This is a genomic window from Polaromonas sp. P1_E3 (assembly GCF_056405935.1).
This window is the reverse complement of record NZ_JBFUBD010000057.1, coordinates 1-15,149: the sequence shown is the minus strand read 5'-3', so window position 1 is coordinate 15,149 and position 15,149 is coordinate 1. Positions and strand designations below refer to the sequence as shown.

Annotated in this window: 11 protein-coding genes; 9 read left to right on the top strand and 2 right to left on the bottom strand. The window is 64.2% G+C overall.

Annotated elements, in window-relative coordinates; genetic code table 11:
- Positions 1-208: 208 nt before the first annotated feature.
- Positions 209-3,094, bottom strand: coding sequence for a phosphoenolpyruvate carboxylase (gene ppc / locus AC1D0Z_RS09670; RefSeq protein WP_477658033.1), 2,886 nt, complete (start codon positions 3,092-3,094; stop codon positions 209-211).
- Positions 3,095-3,254: 160 nt separating this feature from the next.
- Here ppc and hemC point away from each other — a divergent pair, with 160 nt between their 5' ends.
- Genes hemC through AC1D0Z_RS09650 form a run of 4 tightly spaced genes read left to right on the top strand, consistent with a single transcriptional unit; the run spans position 3,255 to position 7,511 of the window.
- A complete protein-coding gene (gene hemC / locus AC1D0Z_RS09665; RefSeq protein ID WP_477658034.1) occupies positions 3,255-4,175 on the top strand; it encodes a hydroxymethylbilane synthase in 921 nt (306 codons plus the stop codon).
- Positions 4,175-5,053, top strand: a complete 879-nt coding sequence (locus AC1D0Z_RS09660) for a uroporphyrinogen-III synthase (RefSeq protein WP_477658032.1) — start codon at positions 4,175-4,177, stop codon at positions 5,051-5,053. Before hemC ends, AC1D0Z_RS09660 begins: the two co-directional genes overlap by 1 nt.
- Positions 5,050-6,207 carry a uroporphyrinogen-III C-methyltransferase gene (locus AC1D0Z_RS09655; RefSeq protein ID WP_477658031.1) on the top strand — a complete coding sequence of 386 codons (1,158 nt, stop codon included), beginning with the start codon at positions 5,050-5,052 and terminating at the stop codon, positions 6,205-6,207. The genes AC1D0Z_RS09660 and AC1D0Z_RS09655 overlap by 4 nt, the downstream gene beginning before the upstream one ends.
- 20 nt (positions 6,208-6,227) lie before the next feature.
- Positions 6,228-7,511 (top strand): heme biosynthesis HemY N-terminal domain-containing protein, encoded by a 1,284-nt coding sequence (locus AC1D0Z_RS09650; protein WP_477658030.1) that lies wholly within the window; start codon positions 6,228-6,230, stop codon positions 7,509-7,511.
- 256 nt (positions 7,512-7,767) lie between these two features.
- On the opposite strand, the gene AC1D0Z_RS09645 is transcribed toward AC1D0Z_RS09650, so the two are convergent.
- Complete coding sequence (locus AC1D0Z_RS09645; RefSeq protein ID WP_477658029.1) at positions 7,768-10,920, bottom strand: Rne/Rng family ribonuclease; 3,153 nt, start codon at positions 10,918-10,920, stop codon at positions 7,768-7,770.
- Positions 10,921-11,539: 619 nt separating this feature from the next.
- Here AC1D0Z_RS09645 and AC1D0Z_RS09640 point away from each other — a divergent pair.
- From AC1D0Z_RS09640 to AC1D0Z_RS09620, 5 genes are all read left to right on the top strand, one after another.
- Positions 11,540-12,694, top strand: coding sequence for an RluA family pseudouridine synthase (locus AC1D0Z_RS09640; RefSeq protein ID WP_477658028.1), 1,155 nt, complete (start codon positions 11,540-11,542; stop codon positions 12,692-12,694).
- The gene (locus tag AC1D0Z_RS09635) at positions 12,691-13,305 is read left to right on the top strand and encodes a hypothetical protein (RefSeq protein WP_477658027.1); all 615 of its coding nucleotides are present in this window, start codon (positions 12,691-12,693) and stop codon (positions 13,303-13,305) included. The genes AC1D0Z_RS09640 and AC1D0Z_RS09635 overlap by 4 nt, the downstream gene beginning before the upstream one ends.
- Positions 13,306-13,369: 64 nt before the next feature.
- Positions 13,370-14,029: an HAD family hydrolase gene (locus AC1D0Z_RS09630; RefSeq protein ID WP_477658026.1), complete on the top strand. Its 660-nt coding sequence runs from the start codon at positions 13,370-13,372 to the stop codon at positions 14,027-14,029.
- A 6-nt stretch (positions 14,030-14,035) separates the two neighbouring features.
- Complete coding sequence (locus tag AC1D0Z_RS09625) at positions 14,036-14,413, top strand: Rieske (2Fe-2S) protein (RefSeq protein WP_477658025.1); 378 nt, start codon at positions 14,036-14,038, stop codon at positions 14,411-14,413.
- Positions 14,414-14,434: 21 nt separating this feature from the next.
- The coding region (locus AC1D0Z_RS09620; RefSeq protein WP_477658024.1) for a S49 family peptidase at positions 14,435-15,149 on the top strand (715 nt) is incomplete at its 3' end.

Below are 15,149 nucleotides of genomic sequence, written 5' to 3'. Positions count from 1 at the left end.
GCGCAGGTCGCCCCGTAGCGCAGCGCAGGGGTCCCAGACTGCGGGTCGCCTTTTCTTTGGTGACTTTCTTTTGGCGAAGCAAAAGAAAGTTACTTGCCGCCGGGCAACCCCCGGCCAGCAAGCCTCAGCAAAAAGCGCAACGCCGGAGCAAGACCGGCCAGCAAACTTGGGCGAAAGGCGGAGAGCGCAAACAGAGGCAGATCCAGCATCAACCCGTGTTGCGCAGCCCGGCAGCGATCCCGTTGATCGAGATGTGGATACCGGTCTGCACTCGCTGGTCAGCCTGGCCCGCGCGGTAGCGCCGCACCAGTTCCACCTGGAGGTGGTGCAGGGGATCGATATACGGGAAGCGGTGGCGGATGGAGCGCTGCAAGGCGGCGTTGCCTGCCAGCCGCTGCTTTTCGCCGGTGATCAGGGTCAGTGCCTCGGCCGTGCGGTGCCATTCGGATTCGATGGCGCTGAAAATCTTTTTGCGCAGTCGCGCGTCTCCTACCAGCTCCGAATAACGCGAGGCCAGCGCCAGGTCGCTCTTGGCCAGCACCATGTCCATGTTGCTGAGCAGGGTGCGGAAAAACGGCCACTGCTTGTACATTTTTTGCAGCAATGCCAGCGCTTCCCTGCGGGAGGCGGACGTACCGCCCTGCTGGAGGAATTGATCGATGGCCGAGCCGAAGCCGTACCAGCCGGGCAGGGTCAGGCGGCACTGGCCCCAGCTGAAACCCCACGGAATCGCCCGCAGGTCTTCAATTTTCTGGGAAGCCTTGCGGGACGCGGGGCGGGAGCCGATGTTCAGTTCCGCAATTTCACGGATGGGCGTGGAGCCGAAGAAATATTCGGTGAACCCGGGGGTCTCGTAAACCAGGTGGCGGTAAGCGGCCATGCTGGCCTGTGACAGTTCTGCGGCGGCCTGCAGGAAAGCCTTGGTGGCGGGCTTGGTGGGCTGCAGCAGCGTGGCCTCCAGCGTGGCGGCTACCAGCGTTTCCAGGTTGCGCCGGCCGATTTCCGGGTTGGCGTATTTGGAACCGATGACTTCACCCTGCTCGGTCAGGCGGATCTGCCCGCGCACGGTGCCGGGAGGCTGCGCCAGGATGGCCTGGTAGCTCGGGCCACCGCCGCGGCCGACCGTGCCGCCGCGGCCATGGAACATGCGCAGCTGGATGTTGTGTGAGTTGGCCAGCTCGTCGAAAAGGTCCACCAGCGCGATCTCTGCGCGGTACAGCTCCCAGTTGCTCGTGAAGATGCCGCCATCCTTGTTGCTGTCGGAGTAACCCAGCATGATGTCCTGCTCGGCGCCGCTGCGCTTGACCAGCTGGGCGATGCCGGGCAGGGCGTAAAACTCACGCATGATGGGCGCGGCATTGCGCAGGTCTTCGATGGTTTCAAACAGTGGCACGACGATGAGGTCGTTGGTGGCGTGGCTGTCGAGCGTGGCATGCATGAGCCCGACTTCCTTTTGCAGCAGCAGCACTTCGAGCAGGTCGCTCACGGTTTCGGTGTGGCTGATGATGTAGTGGCGGATGGCTTCCTTGCCAAAGCGGGCGCGCGCCGTGCGGGCAGCTTCGAAAATCGCGAGCTCGCCGCGCGCGTGCGCTGAATAGGTGGTGCCAACCACGCGCAGGGGCCGCGCATCGTTGAGCAGGCTGACCAGCAGCGTACGTTTGGCCGCTTCGTCCAGCTTGCCGTAGTTGGCCTCGATGCGTGCAACGGCCAGCAGTTCGGCCACCACTTCTTCGTGCTTGTCGGAACTCTGGCGCAGGTCGACGGTGGCCAGGTGAAAACCGAACACTTCGACTGCACGGATCAGCGGGTGCAGGCGTTGGGCGATCAGCGCTTCGCCATGATGTGCCTTGAGCGATTCCTCGATGGTGCGCAGGTCGGCCAGGAAGTCTTCCGCCTTGAGGTAGGCGTTTTGCGGCGCCACGGCGTGGCGCGCAGCGTCGCCGCCGGTCAGGTCCTTGAGCGTGGCGGCCAGCCGGGCGTAGACGCCTGTGAGGGCGCGGCGATAGGGCTCGTCCTTGCGGTGTTCGCTGGTGTCGGGTGAGCTTTCAGCCAGCAGCCGCATCGCGGGGCTGAAGTCGACCAGCATGGCGGACAGCGAGAGTTCGCCGCCCAGGAAATGCACTTCGGTGAGGTAGTGGCGCAGCGCCACTTCGGCTTGCCGGCCAAGCGCGTAGTTGAGGGTGTCGGCGCTGACATTGGGGTTTCCGTCGCGATCGCCGCCTATCCACTGGCCCATGCGCAGGAAACTGTGCACCGGCTGGTTGCCGAGTTCACGCTCCAGGTTGGCATAGAGCTTGGGAATCTCGCGCAGGAAGGTGGCTTCGTAGTAGCTCAGGGCGTTTTCGATCTCGTCGGCCACGGTGAGCTTGGAAAAGCGCAGCAGCCGGGTCTGCCACAGCTGCATGACGCGGGCGCGGAGCTGCGCTTCGTTGGCGGCCAGCTCGCGCGGGGTCAGCGCATCCTTGGCGGCGTTGACAGCTTGTGCCAGCGCCTTGATGTCGTCCCGTGCCGTCAGCAGCAGGGCGATGTCGCGCTCGGCGTCCAGGATGCTTTTGCGCTGCACCTCGGTGGGGTGGGCGGTGAGCACCGGCGAGACAAAGCTGTGCGCCAGGGTGTGGGAAATGGTTTTGGTCGAGATACCGGCCCAGCGCAGGCGGGCCAGCGCCACGTCGATGCTGCCTTCCTGCGTATCGCCCGCGCGCTCGTGCACTGCGCGGCGGCGGATGTGGTGGCGGTCTTCCGCCAGGTTGGCCAGGTGGCTGAAATAGGTGAAGGCGCGGATCACGCTGACCGTCTGGTCGCCGGACAGGCCCTTGAGCAGTTTCTTGAGCGATTTGTCGGCGTCGGCGTCGGCGTCGCGCCGGAAGCTGACGGAGAGCTTGCGCACCTGTTCGATCAGTTCATAAGCGGCAACGCCTTCCTGCTCACGGATCACGTCGCCCAGAATGCGGCCCAGCAGGCGGATGTCTTCCACCAGGGGGCGTTCGTTGTCTCTTGAACGGGTAGAGGATTTGGCAATACCGGCAGCAGAAGCGTCTTTGGTGCCTTCGCTGACGTTGTGTTTGATCTTCTTGGCGCGTGCGGAATTAACCATTTCTACCCTCTAGTTCTGGAGCCTTGTCTTGAGCCTTGCATGCTAGCATTCACTTCCCCAAAGTATTACAAGCAGGTTACGAGTGTCAGCATCGCTTCAGCCATCCAGCCCCCCTGATGTCAAAAAGGTCGTCATCGCCACCCGTGAAAGCCGTCTGGCGATGTGGCAGGCCGAGCACGTGAAGGCGTTGCTGCAGGCGCGCCTGGGCTGGCAGGTCGAGCTGCTGGGCATGACCACCCAGGGCGACCAGATTCTGGACCGCTCGCTGAGCAAGGTCGGCGGCAAGGGCCTTTTCGTCAAGGAGCTTGAGGTGGCACTGAGCGAAGGGCGCGCCGACCTGGCCGTGCATTCGCTCAAGGATGTGCCCATGGATCTGCCCGCAGGCTTTGCCCTGGCCTGCGTGCTTGAACGTGAAGACCCGCGCGATGCCTTTGTCTCCAACCAGTTCGCCTCACTCGCGGATTTGCCGCAGGGCGCGGTCGTGGGAACCTCCAGCCTGCGGCGGCTGGTGCTGCTCAAGGCCCTGCGTCCCGACCTGGTCATACAGCCGCTGCGCGGCAACCTCGACACGCGCCTGCGCAAGCTCGACGAAGGCCAGTACCAGGCCATCGTCCTGGCGGCTGCCGGCCTGAAGCGATTGGGCCTGGCATCACGCATCCGCTGCACCTTTGAGCCCGCCCAGATGCTGCCGGCCGCAGGCCAGGGCGCTTTGGGCATTGAAGTGTGCGCCGGCCGCGCCGACCTGATGGCCGCGCTGGCCACGCTGGCGCACCAGCCGACCTGGCTGGCGGTGACGGCGGAACGCACGGTGTCGCGTGCGATGGGTGGCAGCTGTTCCATGCCGCTGGCGGCTTTCACACGCGGGGTGACCGGTGAAGCCATGCAGCTCAACGCTGCCTGGGGCGATCCGGCGACGGCCGAGGCGCCGTCCGGGGCTTCCGGACCGCTGGCGCCGCTGGTGCAGGTCAAGCAGACCGCCGTGGTGCGCAACTTTGCCGAAGCTGAAGCTTTGGGCGAGGCTGTGGCGGCGCAGTTGCGCGCCGGGGGCGCCGTGTGGGCCGGCAAGGCCCCGGGCGCCTGATGCCGAACGCGCCGGTGCCTTTGTCTGGCGCCGCGGCCCGCGTCATCGTGACGCGGCCCCTGCAGGATGCGCAGCATTGGGTAGAGCAGTTGCGGCAGGGCGGCTTTGCGGCCGAAGCCCTGCCCCTGATCGACATTGCGCCGGCTTCTGATGCGCAAGCTGCCGCGCATGCCTGGAAAACCCTGGACGCGTATGCCGCCTGCATGTTTGTCAGCGGCAATGCCGTGGACTACTTCTTCCAGAAAAAAGAGGCTGGAACCCAAGCAGGACAAGCGCAAGCAGCTCCTGAATTAATAGCAGGCGGCGAACAATCCGTGCCGCCATCCCTGCGCTTCATGGCGCCCGGGCCGGGCACCGTGGCGGCTTTACGTGCTGCAGGCGTTCCCGCCGGGCAGATCGATGCGCCGGCTGCCGATGCCGACCAGTTTGACTCCGAAGCCCTGTGGGCCGTAGTGGGCCAGCGCAACTGGCAGGGCCGGCGCGTGCTGGTGGTCAGGGGCGAAGGCCAGCAGGCGGGTGGGGTATCTTCGGGCCGCGACTGGATTTCGCGCCAGTGGGAAGCTGCCGGCGCCCAGGTGGATTTTGTGGGCGTTTACCGGCGCTGCACGCCGGTGTTCACCGATGCGCAGGTCCAGCGCGCGCGAGCCGCCAGCGCGGACGGCTCGGTATGGGTTTTCAGCAGCTCTGAAGCCGTGGCCAACCTGATGGCTTCACCGTCACTGGCCGGGGTGGACTGGCGACGCGCCCGTGCAGTGGCAACGCATCCCCGGATTGTCGAAGCCGTGCGCGCTGCAGGGTGGGGTGTTGTTGTGGCGTCACGTCCTGCCCTGAAGGACATCAGGGACACATTGGCCTCGATAGAATCTCTTTATCCATGAGTGACAGCCCTAACGCCCAGCCTTCATCTTCCACGCCAGACAACGAGCCGGTGCTGGAACGCGCACTGGTGCCGGTTTCCACGCAACTTCCTCCCGCAGACGCATGGCTTGTGCCCCGCAAATGGGCGCTGCTGGTGGCCGTGCTGGCGGCCGCGGGCTTGCTGGCAAGCGGCCTGCTGTGGCAAAAACTCGGCAACATCCAGGAAGAACTTGCCCGCCGCAGCATTGATTCCGGCGCGCAGGCGATCGAAGCGCGCACGCTGGCGCGCCAGGCCCAGGAGGGTGCGCGCGAATTGTCGGCACGCCTGGCCATCCAGGAAACCCGCATCAGTGAAGTCAGCCTGCAGCGTACCCAGCTGGAGGAGCTCATGCAGAGCCTGTCGCGCTCGCGCGATGAGAACCTGGTGGTCGATGTGGAGTCTTCGCTGCGCCTGGCCCAGCAGCAGGCGCAGCTCACCGGCAGCGCCGAACCGCTGCTTGCAGCGCTCAGGTCAGCCGACCAGCGCCTGTCGCGTGCGGCGCAGCCGCGCCTCAATCCGCTGCAGCGGGCCATTGCCAAGGACATGGACCGCATCAAGGCCGCCACGCTGACTGACGTGCCGGTTCTGCTGCTCAAACTCGACGAACTGGTGCGCATGGCGGATGACCTGCCGGTGGCCAATGCCATGGTAGCCGCCGGGCAGCGTGCAGCGCCTGCGCCGGCCGCACCTGCCTCTGCTCCGCGCAGTGCAGCTTCGGCATCATCCGCGGGCCAGTCTTCTGTTCTGGTGTTCGACAAGCTGGCGCTGGGCGCCTGGTCGCAACGCACGCTGGACAACCTGCGGGAAGAAGCGCGCAAGCTGCTGCGCGTGAGCCGCATCGACCAGCCCGAAGCCGCGCTTTTGTCGCCCGAGCAGTCGTTTTTCCTGCGGGAGAACCTCAAGCTGCGCCTGCTCAATGCGCGCCTGGGCCTGCTGTCGCGCCAGACGGATTCGGTGCGGGCTGACCTGGGCAGCGCCAGTGCCTGGCTGGGCAAATATTTTGATGCTTCGTCCCGCAAGACGCAGGCCGCAGCGCAGCTGCTGGCCCAGGTTCAGGGCCAGCTGAAAACCAGCGAACTTCCGCGCCTGGACGAAACCATGGCCGCGCTGGCCACAGCGGCCGCAGGCCGCTGAGCGGGAAAGGCAGAACCAGCATGCGCGCCGCTCTCTGGCTTTTGGCCCTGTTCGGCGTGGCCGTTGCCGTGGCCCTGTTCACGGGCAACAACCAGGCCGTGGTCACCATCTTCTGGCCGCCGCACCGTGTCGATATTTCCTTCAACCTCATGGTGATGCTGCTGGCGGCGCTGTTCCTGGTGCTGTATCTGGCTTTGCGCGCGCTGTCGGCGGTGTTTTCGCTGCCGGCGGAAGCCAGGCGCTGGCGTGCCCAGCAAAAGGAGCGCGCCATGTACGGCGCCCTCATGGACGCGCTGGCGCATCTGCTGGCGGGGCGCTACATCCGTTCGACCAAATCCGCGCAAAATGCGCTGGCTCAGGCCAAGAGCCTGAACCTGCTGACCGACGAGTCCGGCCATGTGACAGGCCATAGCGCCAGCCGCGGCAAACAGCTGCGTTCACTGGCCCATCTTCTGGTGGCCGAAGCCGCGCAAGCGCTCCAGAACAAGAGCTTGCGCGACCAGCACCTGCAATTGGCGTTGAAGAGCTCACGCCATGCGCAGGAAGTGCGCGAGGGCGTGTTGTTCCGTGCCGCCCGTTGGGCGCTGGACGACCGCGATGCGGGCGCGGCGCTGGACTGGCTGGGCCAGCTTCCGCAGGGGGCATCGCGCCGCACACTGGCCCTGCGCATGAAGCTGCGCGCCTCGCGGCATGCGCGGCACACGGCGCAGGCCCTGGAAACGGCGCGCCTGCTGGCCAAACACCGTGCTTTTTCACAGGCGGCGGCGCAAAGCATTGTGCGCGGTCTGGCGCTGGAGCTGCTCAACGATGCGCACGACCCTGCGCAGCTGCAGCAGGCCTGGTTCTCGCTGGATGAAACTGAACGCGCCATGCCCGAGCTGGTGGTGCATGCGGCGTCGCGCCTAATGGCGCTGCATGGTGATCCGGAACTGGCCCGCAACTGGCTGCTGCAGGTCTGGGACCGCATGATGCAGCCGCGCTCGGAGATCGGCGACAACCTGCGCATCAAGCTGATCAGCGTGCTGGAGGCCGGCCTCGATTCGCTGGACGCGGCCTGGCTGGCCCGCATCGAAAACGCGCAGCTTAACCATCCGCGCGACGCCAACCTGCAGTACCTGGCGGGGATGGCTTGCCTGAGCCGCCAGCTCTGGGGCAAATCCCGCCAGCTGCTGACCCAGGCCGCACCGGCGCTTCAGGATGTGACGCTTCACCGCAATGCCTGGCGCGCGCTGGCCTTGCTGGCTGAGCAGCGCGAGGACGAAGCCGGCGCTGCACAAGCCTACAAACGGGCCGCGCAGATTTAACGGCTGGTTGCCAACCTGCTGCGGCCACTCTTTTGGCCACGCAAGCCGATCTTGCCGTGCAAGATGCCAGCTTGCTGAAACTGCTTCTCCACCAACATCTGCTTTCACGTACCGTACTGCCCTACGGCGATGGGTCAGCGCGTTGCGCGCCGTGTTCGTTGCGGCCCCGCACCTGTGGTGCGGATATCGTTGACACAAAGAAAAGGCCCGCAAGCGGGCCTTTTTTGGGAGCCGCTCACGCGGCAGAGGTCAGGGTTTACTGGCCAGCCGATTGCTCGAAAGGCAGCTTCACGGCACCCAGGTCGCGTTTGGTTTCGACCAGTACCAGCGGGCCTTCGTCGGACACCACCAGCGGTGGACGCTCACGCGGCACGTGGACGGGCTTGACTTCGGCGGCGATAGCGGCCTTGGCTTCGGCGATCTTGGCGGCGTCAGAATTGACCCACTGCAAACCTGAAGACTGTGCGACCTGAACGAGGTCCTGCAGAGGCAAGTCGTAAGACTGGACCTTGGGCAGGCTGGCAGCTTGCGGCGCAGCGGCAGGGGCCGGTGCGCGGGCAGGCGCCGGCGCTGCGACCGGTGCTGGTGCAGCCACGGCGGCAGGTGCCACATAGGCGGGGGCAGGCGCTGCAACAGGAGCCGCAGCAACCACATCTGCTACAAATTCAGGAGCTGCTTGCGCATGCTGCTCTTGGGCTTGCGGCCGATTGGGCTCCGAAAACTCGCCTTGGGCGGCGGGTGCGCCGGCTTCGAGAGGCTGCTCGTTGCGCTCGCCGTTTTCACCGCGTTCGCGGCGGTCACGGCCATAACGGTCACGGCTGCGGCGTTCGCGCGGCTGGCGCTGTTCGTCGCCCTGGCCGTTTTGAGCGGGTGCAATCACATTGCCGGCGTCATCCAGCACGGGGGCTGCCGTAGCTGCGTCAGGATTGAAGCTGGCGCTGCCTTCAGCGGCGGCGTTCTGGCCTTCGGCGGCGCCTTCAGGGCGGTCGCCGCGGCGGTCGTTACGACGGCCGTTGCGGTCGCCGCGGTCACGGCGGCCTTCACCGCGCTCACCACGCGGCTCACGGTTGCCTTGTGGGCGTTCGCCTTCTTGCGGCGCGCGTTCCTGGCGCGGCTCGGCGGCTTCACCACCCATGGCGGCTGCCATGGCAGCCTGATTGGCCAGTGCGAGGTCCTGCTCGACAGCGTCGCGCTGGATACGCTCGCCGCCGCGCTCACCACCACGCTCGCCACGTTCACCGCGCTCGCGGCGGCCGCGGCCTTCGCGGCCTGGGTTTTCGCTGCGGGGCTGGTCGCCGGCATTTTCAGGACGGCTTTCGCCGCGGGCTTCAGCTGCTGGGCGTTCCTGGCGTCCGGCATCGCTCCGGCCTTCCGGATTGCGTTCGCGGCGCTCACCGCCACGGCCTTCATTGCGGCCTTCGCCACGGCCCTGTCCCTCTGGGCGGGGTTCGCGGCCTTCGCGGTTTTCGCCACGGCCTTCACCGCCGCGTCCTTCACTGCGGCCACGGCCACCGCGGCGGCCGTCGCGGCCTCCGCGTTCGCCGCCACGGTCCGAACGTTCACCACGCTCACCGCCGCGGCCTTCACCGCCACGGCCTTCACGACGGCCTTCGCCGCGTTCGTCTTTTTTCACTTCTTTGGCAACTGGCGCCGGTGCCGGCGTTTCCGCGCCGCCGAACAGGCTCTTGATCCAGCCGAAGAAACCTTTTTCTGCAGGTGCAGCCACTGCCGGGGCAGGGCGGCGCGCCTGGGGCTTGGGAGCCGCTTGYGGCGCGACTTCGGGCTTGGGCGGGGCGATCGGCGCTGGCGCATCGGGCAGCACGCCCTTGATGATGGGCTCCTGCTTGTTGTGCTTTTCCTGGCTGCGGCGCGTGACGGTGGTCGGATCCTCGATTTCGTCGGCCATCTTGTAGCTGGCGGCGATGTTGTCCAGGCGCGGGTCGTCGTGTTTCAGGCGCTCCAGGCGGTAGTTGGGGGTTTCCAGCGTCTTGTTGGGCACCAGCAGCACATTGATGCGCTGCTTGACTTCGATCTTGGCAATCTCGGAGCGCTTTTCGTTCAGCAGGAAAGACGCCACGTCGACCGGAACCTGGCACAGCACCGAAGCCGTGCTGTCCTTGAGGGACTCTTCCTGGATGATGCGCAGGATCTGCAGCGCCGAGCTTTCGGTGTCGCGGATGTGGCCGGAGCCGCCGCAACGCGGGCAGGGGATGGACGCGCCTTCCGACAATGCGGGGCGCAGGCGCTGGCGGCTCATTTCCATGAGGCCGAACTTGCTGATGGTGCCGAACTGCACGCGGGCGCGGTCTTGCCGCAGTGCGTCGCGCAGGCGGTTTTCGACGTCGCGGCGGTTGCGCGACTCTTCCATGTCGATAAAGTCGATGACGATCAGGCCGCCGAGGTCGCGCAAACGCATCTGGCGGGCGACTTCGTCGGCGGCTTCCAGGTTGGTGCGGGTGGCGGTTTCTTCGATGTCGCCGCCCTTGATGGCGCGGGCCGAGTTGACGTCCACCGAAACCAGGGCTTCGGTGTGGTCGATCACGATGGCGCCGCCGGAAGGCAGCTGTACGGTGCGGGCGTAGGCGGACTCGATCTGGTGCTCGATCTGGAATCGGCTGAACAGCGGCGCGTCGTCGCGGTAGCGCTTGACGCGGTGCTCGTGCTCGGGCATCACGTGGGCCATGAACTGGCGGGCTTGCTCGTAGACGTCGTCGGTGTCGAACAGAATGTCGCCGATGTCGCTGTTGAAGTAGTCGCGGATCGCGCGGATCACGAGGCTGGATTCCTGGTAAATCAGGTAAGCGCCCTTGCCGCCCTTGCCGGCGCCGTCGATCGCGGTCCAGAGCTTGAGCAGGTAGTTCAAGTCCCACTGCAGCTCAGGCGCGCTGCGGCCGATGCCGGCGGTGCGCGCAATGATGGACATCCCGTTGGGATATTCCAGCTGGTCCATGTTTTCTTTGAGCTCGGCCCGGTCTTCACCTTCGATACGGCGGCTCACGCCACCGCCGCGCGGGTTGTTGGGCATCAGGACCACATAGCGGCCTGCCAGGGAGACGAAGGTGGTGAGGGCGGCGCCCTTGTTGCCGCGTTCTTCCTTTTCGACCTGGACCAGCAGTTCCTGGCCTTCACGGATCACGTCGTTAATGCGTGCCTGGTTGACGGGCACACCCTGGGCAAAGTATTGCTTGGAGATTTCCTTGAACGGCAGGAAACCGTGGCGGTCCTCGCCGTAGTCGACGAAGCAGGCTTCCAGTGAAGGCTCGACACGCGTGACGACGGCCTTGTAGATGTTGCCCTTGCGCTGTTCGCGCCCTTCGATTTCAATTTCGTAGTCGAGGAGTTTTTGTCCATCGACGATGGCCAGACGGCGTTCTTCAGCCTGTGTGGCGTTTACCAGCATCCGTTTCATGGGTAGCCTTCCTTATCGTTCTTCGTTTTGATGTCATGTCTGAACATCAATCACATGCCCAAAATGGGCCAACGATGCCGGAGGGACGCAGTGCGAACGGGAGGAATTGCCGGAGAGCTTTTGACAGCGCGCGGCCGACCGATGAATCGGTCAGCGACGTGGTCTGGGCGTAGGCGCGTGGATGGAGCGAGCAGGGGTCAAACGGGTGGGTGCTACAAAAAGAGTAGCTGGTTGCGCCCGCTGTACAAGGGCTGGCGGCTGATTTATGCCGAAAGCAGGGCCCACGAATATCGTGAGGCGCCGCAGGCATATATAAATCAGACTGACCAGTGTTGTCATCAGAGGGCTACCGTTAAGGACTTGATCTCGACTGGATCCGCATGCAGCCTGTTGTTCATGACTTGGGCTGCACACATGGTATTCCGTGGTTGTGTTCGCAAAACGTCGACTCTTCTACCGTGCAAAGACGCTCGCCGCGAGGTGCCTGGCACTCGTCGCTTGCGGGCAATTGCCGGCGTGGGCATCGACCTTCCAGCAAGGCTGCTTGTCTGCCTTTTCAGGGCTGGGGACTTGCGTGGACTAAACTCCAGACAAATCAACCACTTACAGCGCATCGCTAGTGAAACACATTATAGGGTCAGCAAAGGGCTTGGCAAGGAAACCCGGGAAAACACCGGTATGGCCACCTGCGGCTGTGGCCGCGCCCACCCCGGCACCCGTTATTTCCCCGGCGGCAGCCCCGGCAGCGCCGCAGGCCACGCTGGTGACGGTAGACGAAGACTATGCGGGCCAACGTCTCGACAATTTCCTGATCCGCCAGCTCAAAGGCGTGCCTAAAACCCATGTCTACCGCATCATCCGAAGCGGCGAGGTGAGGGTTAACAAAGGCCGGGCACAGGCCGATACACGGGTGGAGACCGGCGACATCGTGCGCCTGCCGCCGGTGCGGACTTCCGAGCGGGCGGGGCAAAAGGCCGAGGCTATGGCCCAGGAAATCGCCCGGCACGGGGCGAGCTCCACCATCGGCGGCTACGCGCCTTCGCGCGAATTCCCCATTTTGTTTGAAGACGACTTTGTGCTGGCCATCGACAAACCGGCCGGTGTGGCCGTGCACGGCGGCAGTGGCGTGAGCTTTGGCGTGATTGAGCAGCTACGCATGGCGCGGCCGGAAGCGGACTTTCTGGAGCTGGTGCACAGGCTGGACCGCGAAACCAGCGGCATCCTGCTGATCGCCAAGCGGCGCATGGCGCTCAAACTGCTGCAGGAACAGTTCCGCGAGCGTGAAACCGACAAGGTTTACCTGGCGCTGGTCGGCGGCGACTGGCCAGCCACTCACCGCGTGATCGACAAGGCGCTACACAAGTATTTGTTGCCCGATGGTGAACGGCGTGTGAAAGTGGTGCCCAACGACCACCCCGACGGTATGCGCTCGGTGACGCTGGTCAAGGTGAAATCGGCCTTTCCCGCCAGTCCGCTGGCGCCGGCGACGGCTTTCACGCTGCTGGAAGTCACCATCAAGACGGGCCGCACGCACCAGATCCGCGTGCACCTGTCCAACGAGGGCCATCCGATTGCCGGTGACGACAAATACGGCGACTTTGAGTTGAACCGGGCGTTGCAGAGGTCTGCCCCGGGCACGGCATCGCTCAAACGCATGTTTCTGCATGCCTGGAGCCTGAAGTTCAACCATCCCAAGCTGCGCAAGGTAGTGCACCTGCAGGCGCCTTTGCCGCCTGAGCTGCAGCAGTTTTTGCCCATGCAGGTTGCTGTATGACCCAAGGCGCTCCCGACCAGCTTGATTCCGGGAGCGTGTCCGGGTCGATGCAGGAGAGGTTCAGCGGCCTGGCCAGAACAGTGCTGATGTTCGTCTTTGCTGGCCCCGCCCTGTACGGTGTGGCGTATTACCTTGTGGCAGGTGACCTTGGGCRCGGCGAATTTCGGTGGAGCGAAGTGCCCTCGGTCCTCTTTTGGCCGCTTCTGATGGAGTTCATGTTCTGGCTGTCGTGGGGCTATGTTGAAACGATGCTTCTGTTTCCGCTCCCCACCCTTGTGGCCGCCACGRCTTTTTGGCTGCTGAACAAGCGGATGATGTCTTCCTTGAACGTCATGCCTGCATTTCCTTTTGTTGTTTCGCGATCGGCAATCTGCCTGGTGGTTTGTGTGGGCGCGTTTGTGGCCTTGAACCCGCGAGCCGTGACGCAGGGATGGGATGCGCTGTATTTCTACAATCCCCACAACCGGCATCCATTCGACGACACGGGGCGCGGATTTCTTGAAAACTACGGGCCACTGTTCCACTTGACGGTACTTAGCCTGGCAAGCGCCTTGATAGGCGCTATTCACGGGCTCTCGTCGTGGTGGCTGCGTAAAAGCCGGCCCAACTGACATCTGCATTTCAACGCTTGTCCCTGTGCGCGTATGGGCAGGCCTTCCCTAAGACAATATGTCCATGCAAACCCGAAATTTCGACCTGATCGCTTTCGACTGGGATGGCACGCTGTTTGATTCGACCAAAATCATCGTGCGCTGCATTCAGGCTGCGGTACGGGATGTAGGAGGTACAGTGCCGACCGACAAGGAAGCCGGCTACGTTATCGGCCTGGGTCTCATGCAGGCGCTGGCCCATGCCGCCCCTGATGTACCGCCTGAGAAATATCCCCAACTGGGCGAGCGTTACCGCCATCACTATGCTGCACATTACGATGATTTGAGCTTGTTTGACGGGGTGCTTCCTCTGCTGGATGCCTTGAAAGCGCGCGGCCACCTGCTCGCAGTAGCGACCGGCAAGTCGCGCCGCGGCCTTGATGAAGTGCTGCGCACCGTGGAACTCAAGGGCGTGTTCGATGGTTCGCGAACCGCCGATGAGACGGCCGGAAAGCCTGACCCTCGCATGCTGCACGAATTAATGGCGGAATTTGGTGTCGCGCCCGAGCGTGTACTGATGGTGGGGGATACCACGCATGACCTGCAAATGGCGGTGAACGCGGCGTGTCCCAGTGTGGGCGTGAGCTATGGCGCGCACGAGCCGGACACATTCACCGCGCTGTCGCCCCGCCACGTCGCGCATTCGGTGCAGGAACTGCACGACTGGCTGCTCGTCAACAGCTGAATCGCAATGGCAGCGCCACCTGACATACGGCAAGCCTTGTGCAACAGCCGYGACCTGCTCGAAGGCGGGCTGGCGGTGCCGTTCGATGTTGTTTATGCCGGGCAGACCTGCCGTGCCTTCGCCGTGCGCTATGAGGGAGCAGTTCATGCGTACCTCAATCGTTGCACCCATGTCGCCATGGAGCTGGACTGGCAACCCAACCGGGTGTTCGATGCTGGCGGACAGTGGTTGCTGTGTGCCAGCCACGGCGCCGCCTATCGCCCGGATACCGGCCAATGCGCCGGTGGGCCTTGTCAGGGAGGACTGGTCAAAATCGAACTTTCGGAACTTGAGGGGGTTGTTTATTGGCATTCTGCTTACAACCTTAAACCGCTACAGTTCTAATACCTCTCTAAACTATTGCACATGAACGATCCCTACCGCCCCGATCCCCCCATGGACTCTGATTCTTTGCGTGAATCTGACTTTCGGCCCAACCAGCCTGAATCACTTCCGCCGCATTCGCAACTGAAAAAATCCGCCGCGGACCCTTCTGCAACGCCGGGCTGGGAGCGCGCCACACTGGAGAAACTGGCCTTCGCGGCGCTCAACGAGCAGAAGGCCACGCGACGCTGGAAAACCTTTGTGCGCCTGGCCTGGCTGGCCTTTTTCATTGCCCTGGTCTGGATGGCGCTGCACCGCGGCACACCTGCCAGCGATGCGACTGTGCCCCACACGGCCGTGGTCGAAATCAAGGGTGAGATCGCCGCAGGCGCCGATGCCAGCGCGGAGTTCGTCAACGCGGCGCTGCGCGCCGCCTTTGAAGACGAAGGCGCCAAGGCGGTCGTACTGCTGATCAATTCGCCCGGCGGCAGTCCCGTTCAGGCCGGCATGATGAACGACGAAATCCTGCGCCTGAAGGCCAAGCACAAGAAGCCGGTTTACGCTGTGGTCGAAGAGACCTGTGCCTCCGCCGCGTATTACATCGCCGTATCGGCCGACAAGATCTACGTCGACAAGGCCAGCATTGTGGGCAGCATCGGTGTGCTGATGGATGGCTTTGGCTTCACGGGCCTGATGGACAAGCTCGGCGTGGAGCGCCGCTTGCTGACGGCCGGCGAAAACAAGGGTTTTCTTGATC

What these genes read in the sequence shown, in the direction of transcription:
- ppc (WP_477658033.1), bottom strand. Translation starts at nt 3,094, where the DNA reads ATGGTTAATTCCGCACGCGCCAAGAAGATCAAACACAACGTCAGCGAA.
- hemC (WP_477658034.1), top strand. Translation starts at nt 3,255, where the DNA reads ATGTGGCAGGCCGAGCACGTGAAGGCGTTGCTGCAGGCGCGCCTGGGC.
- AC1D0Z_RS09660 (WP_477658032.1), top strand. Translation starts at nt 4,175, where the DNA reads ATGCCGAACGCGCCGGTGCCTTTGTCTGGCGCCGCGGCCCGCGTCATC.
- AC1D0Z_RS09655 (WP_477658031.1), top strand. Translation starts at nt 5,050, where the DNA reads ATGAGTGACAGCCCTAACGCCCAGCCTTCATCTTCCACGCCAGACAAC.
- AC1D0Z_RS09650 (WP_477658030.1), top strand. Translation starts at nt 6,228, where the DNA reads ATGCGCGCCGCTCTCTGGCTTTTGGCCCTGTTCGGCGTGGCCGTTGCC.
- AC1D0Z_RS09630 (WP_477658026.1), top strand. Translation starts at nt 13,370, where the DNA reads ATGCAAACCCGAAATTTCGACCTGATCGCTTTCGACTGGGATGGCACG.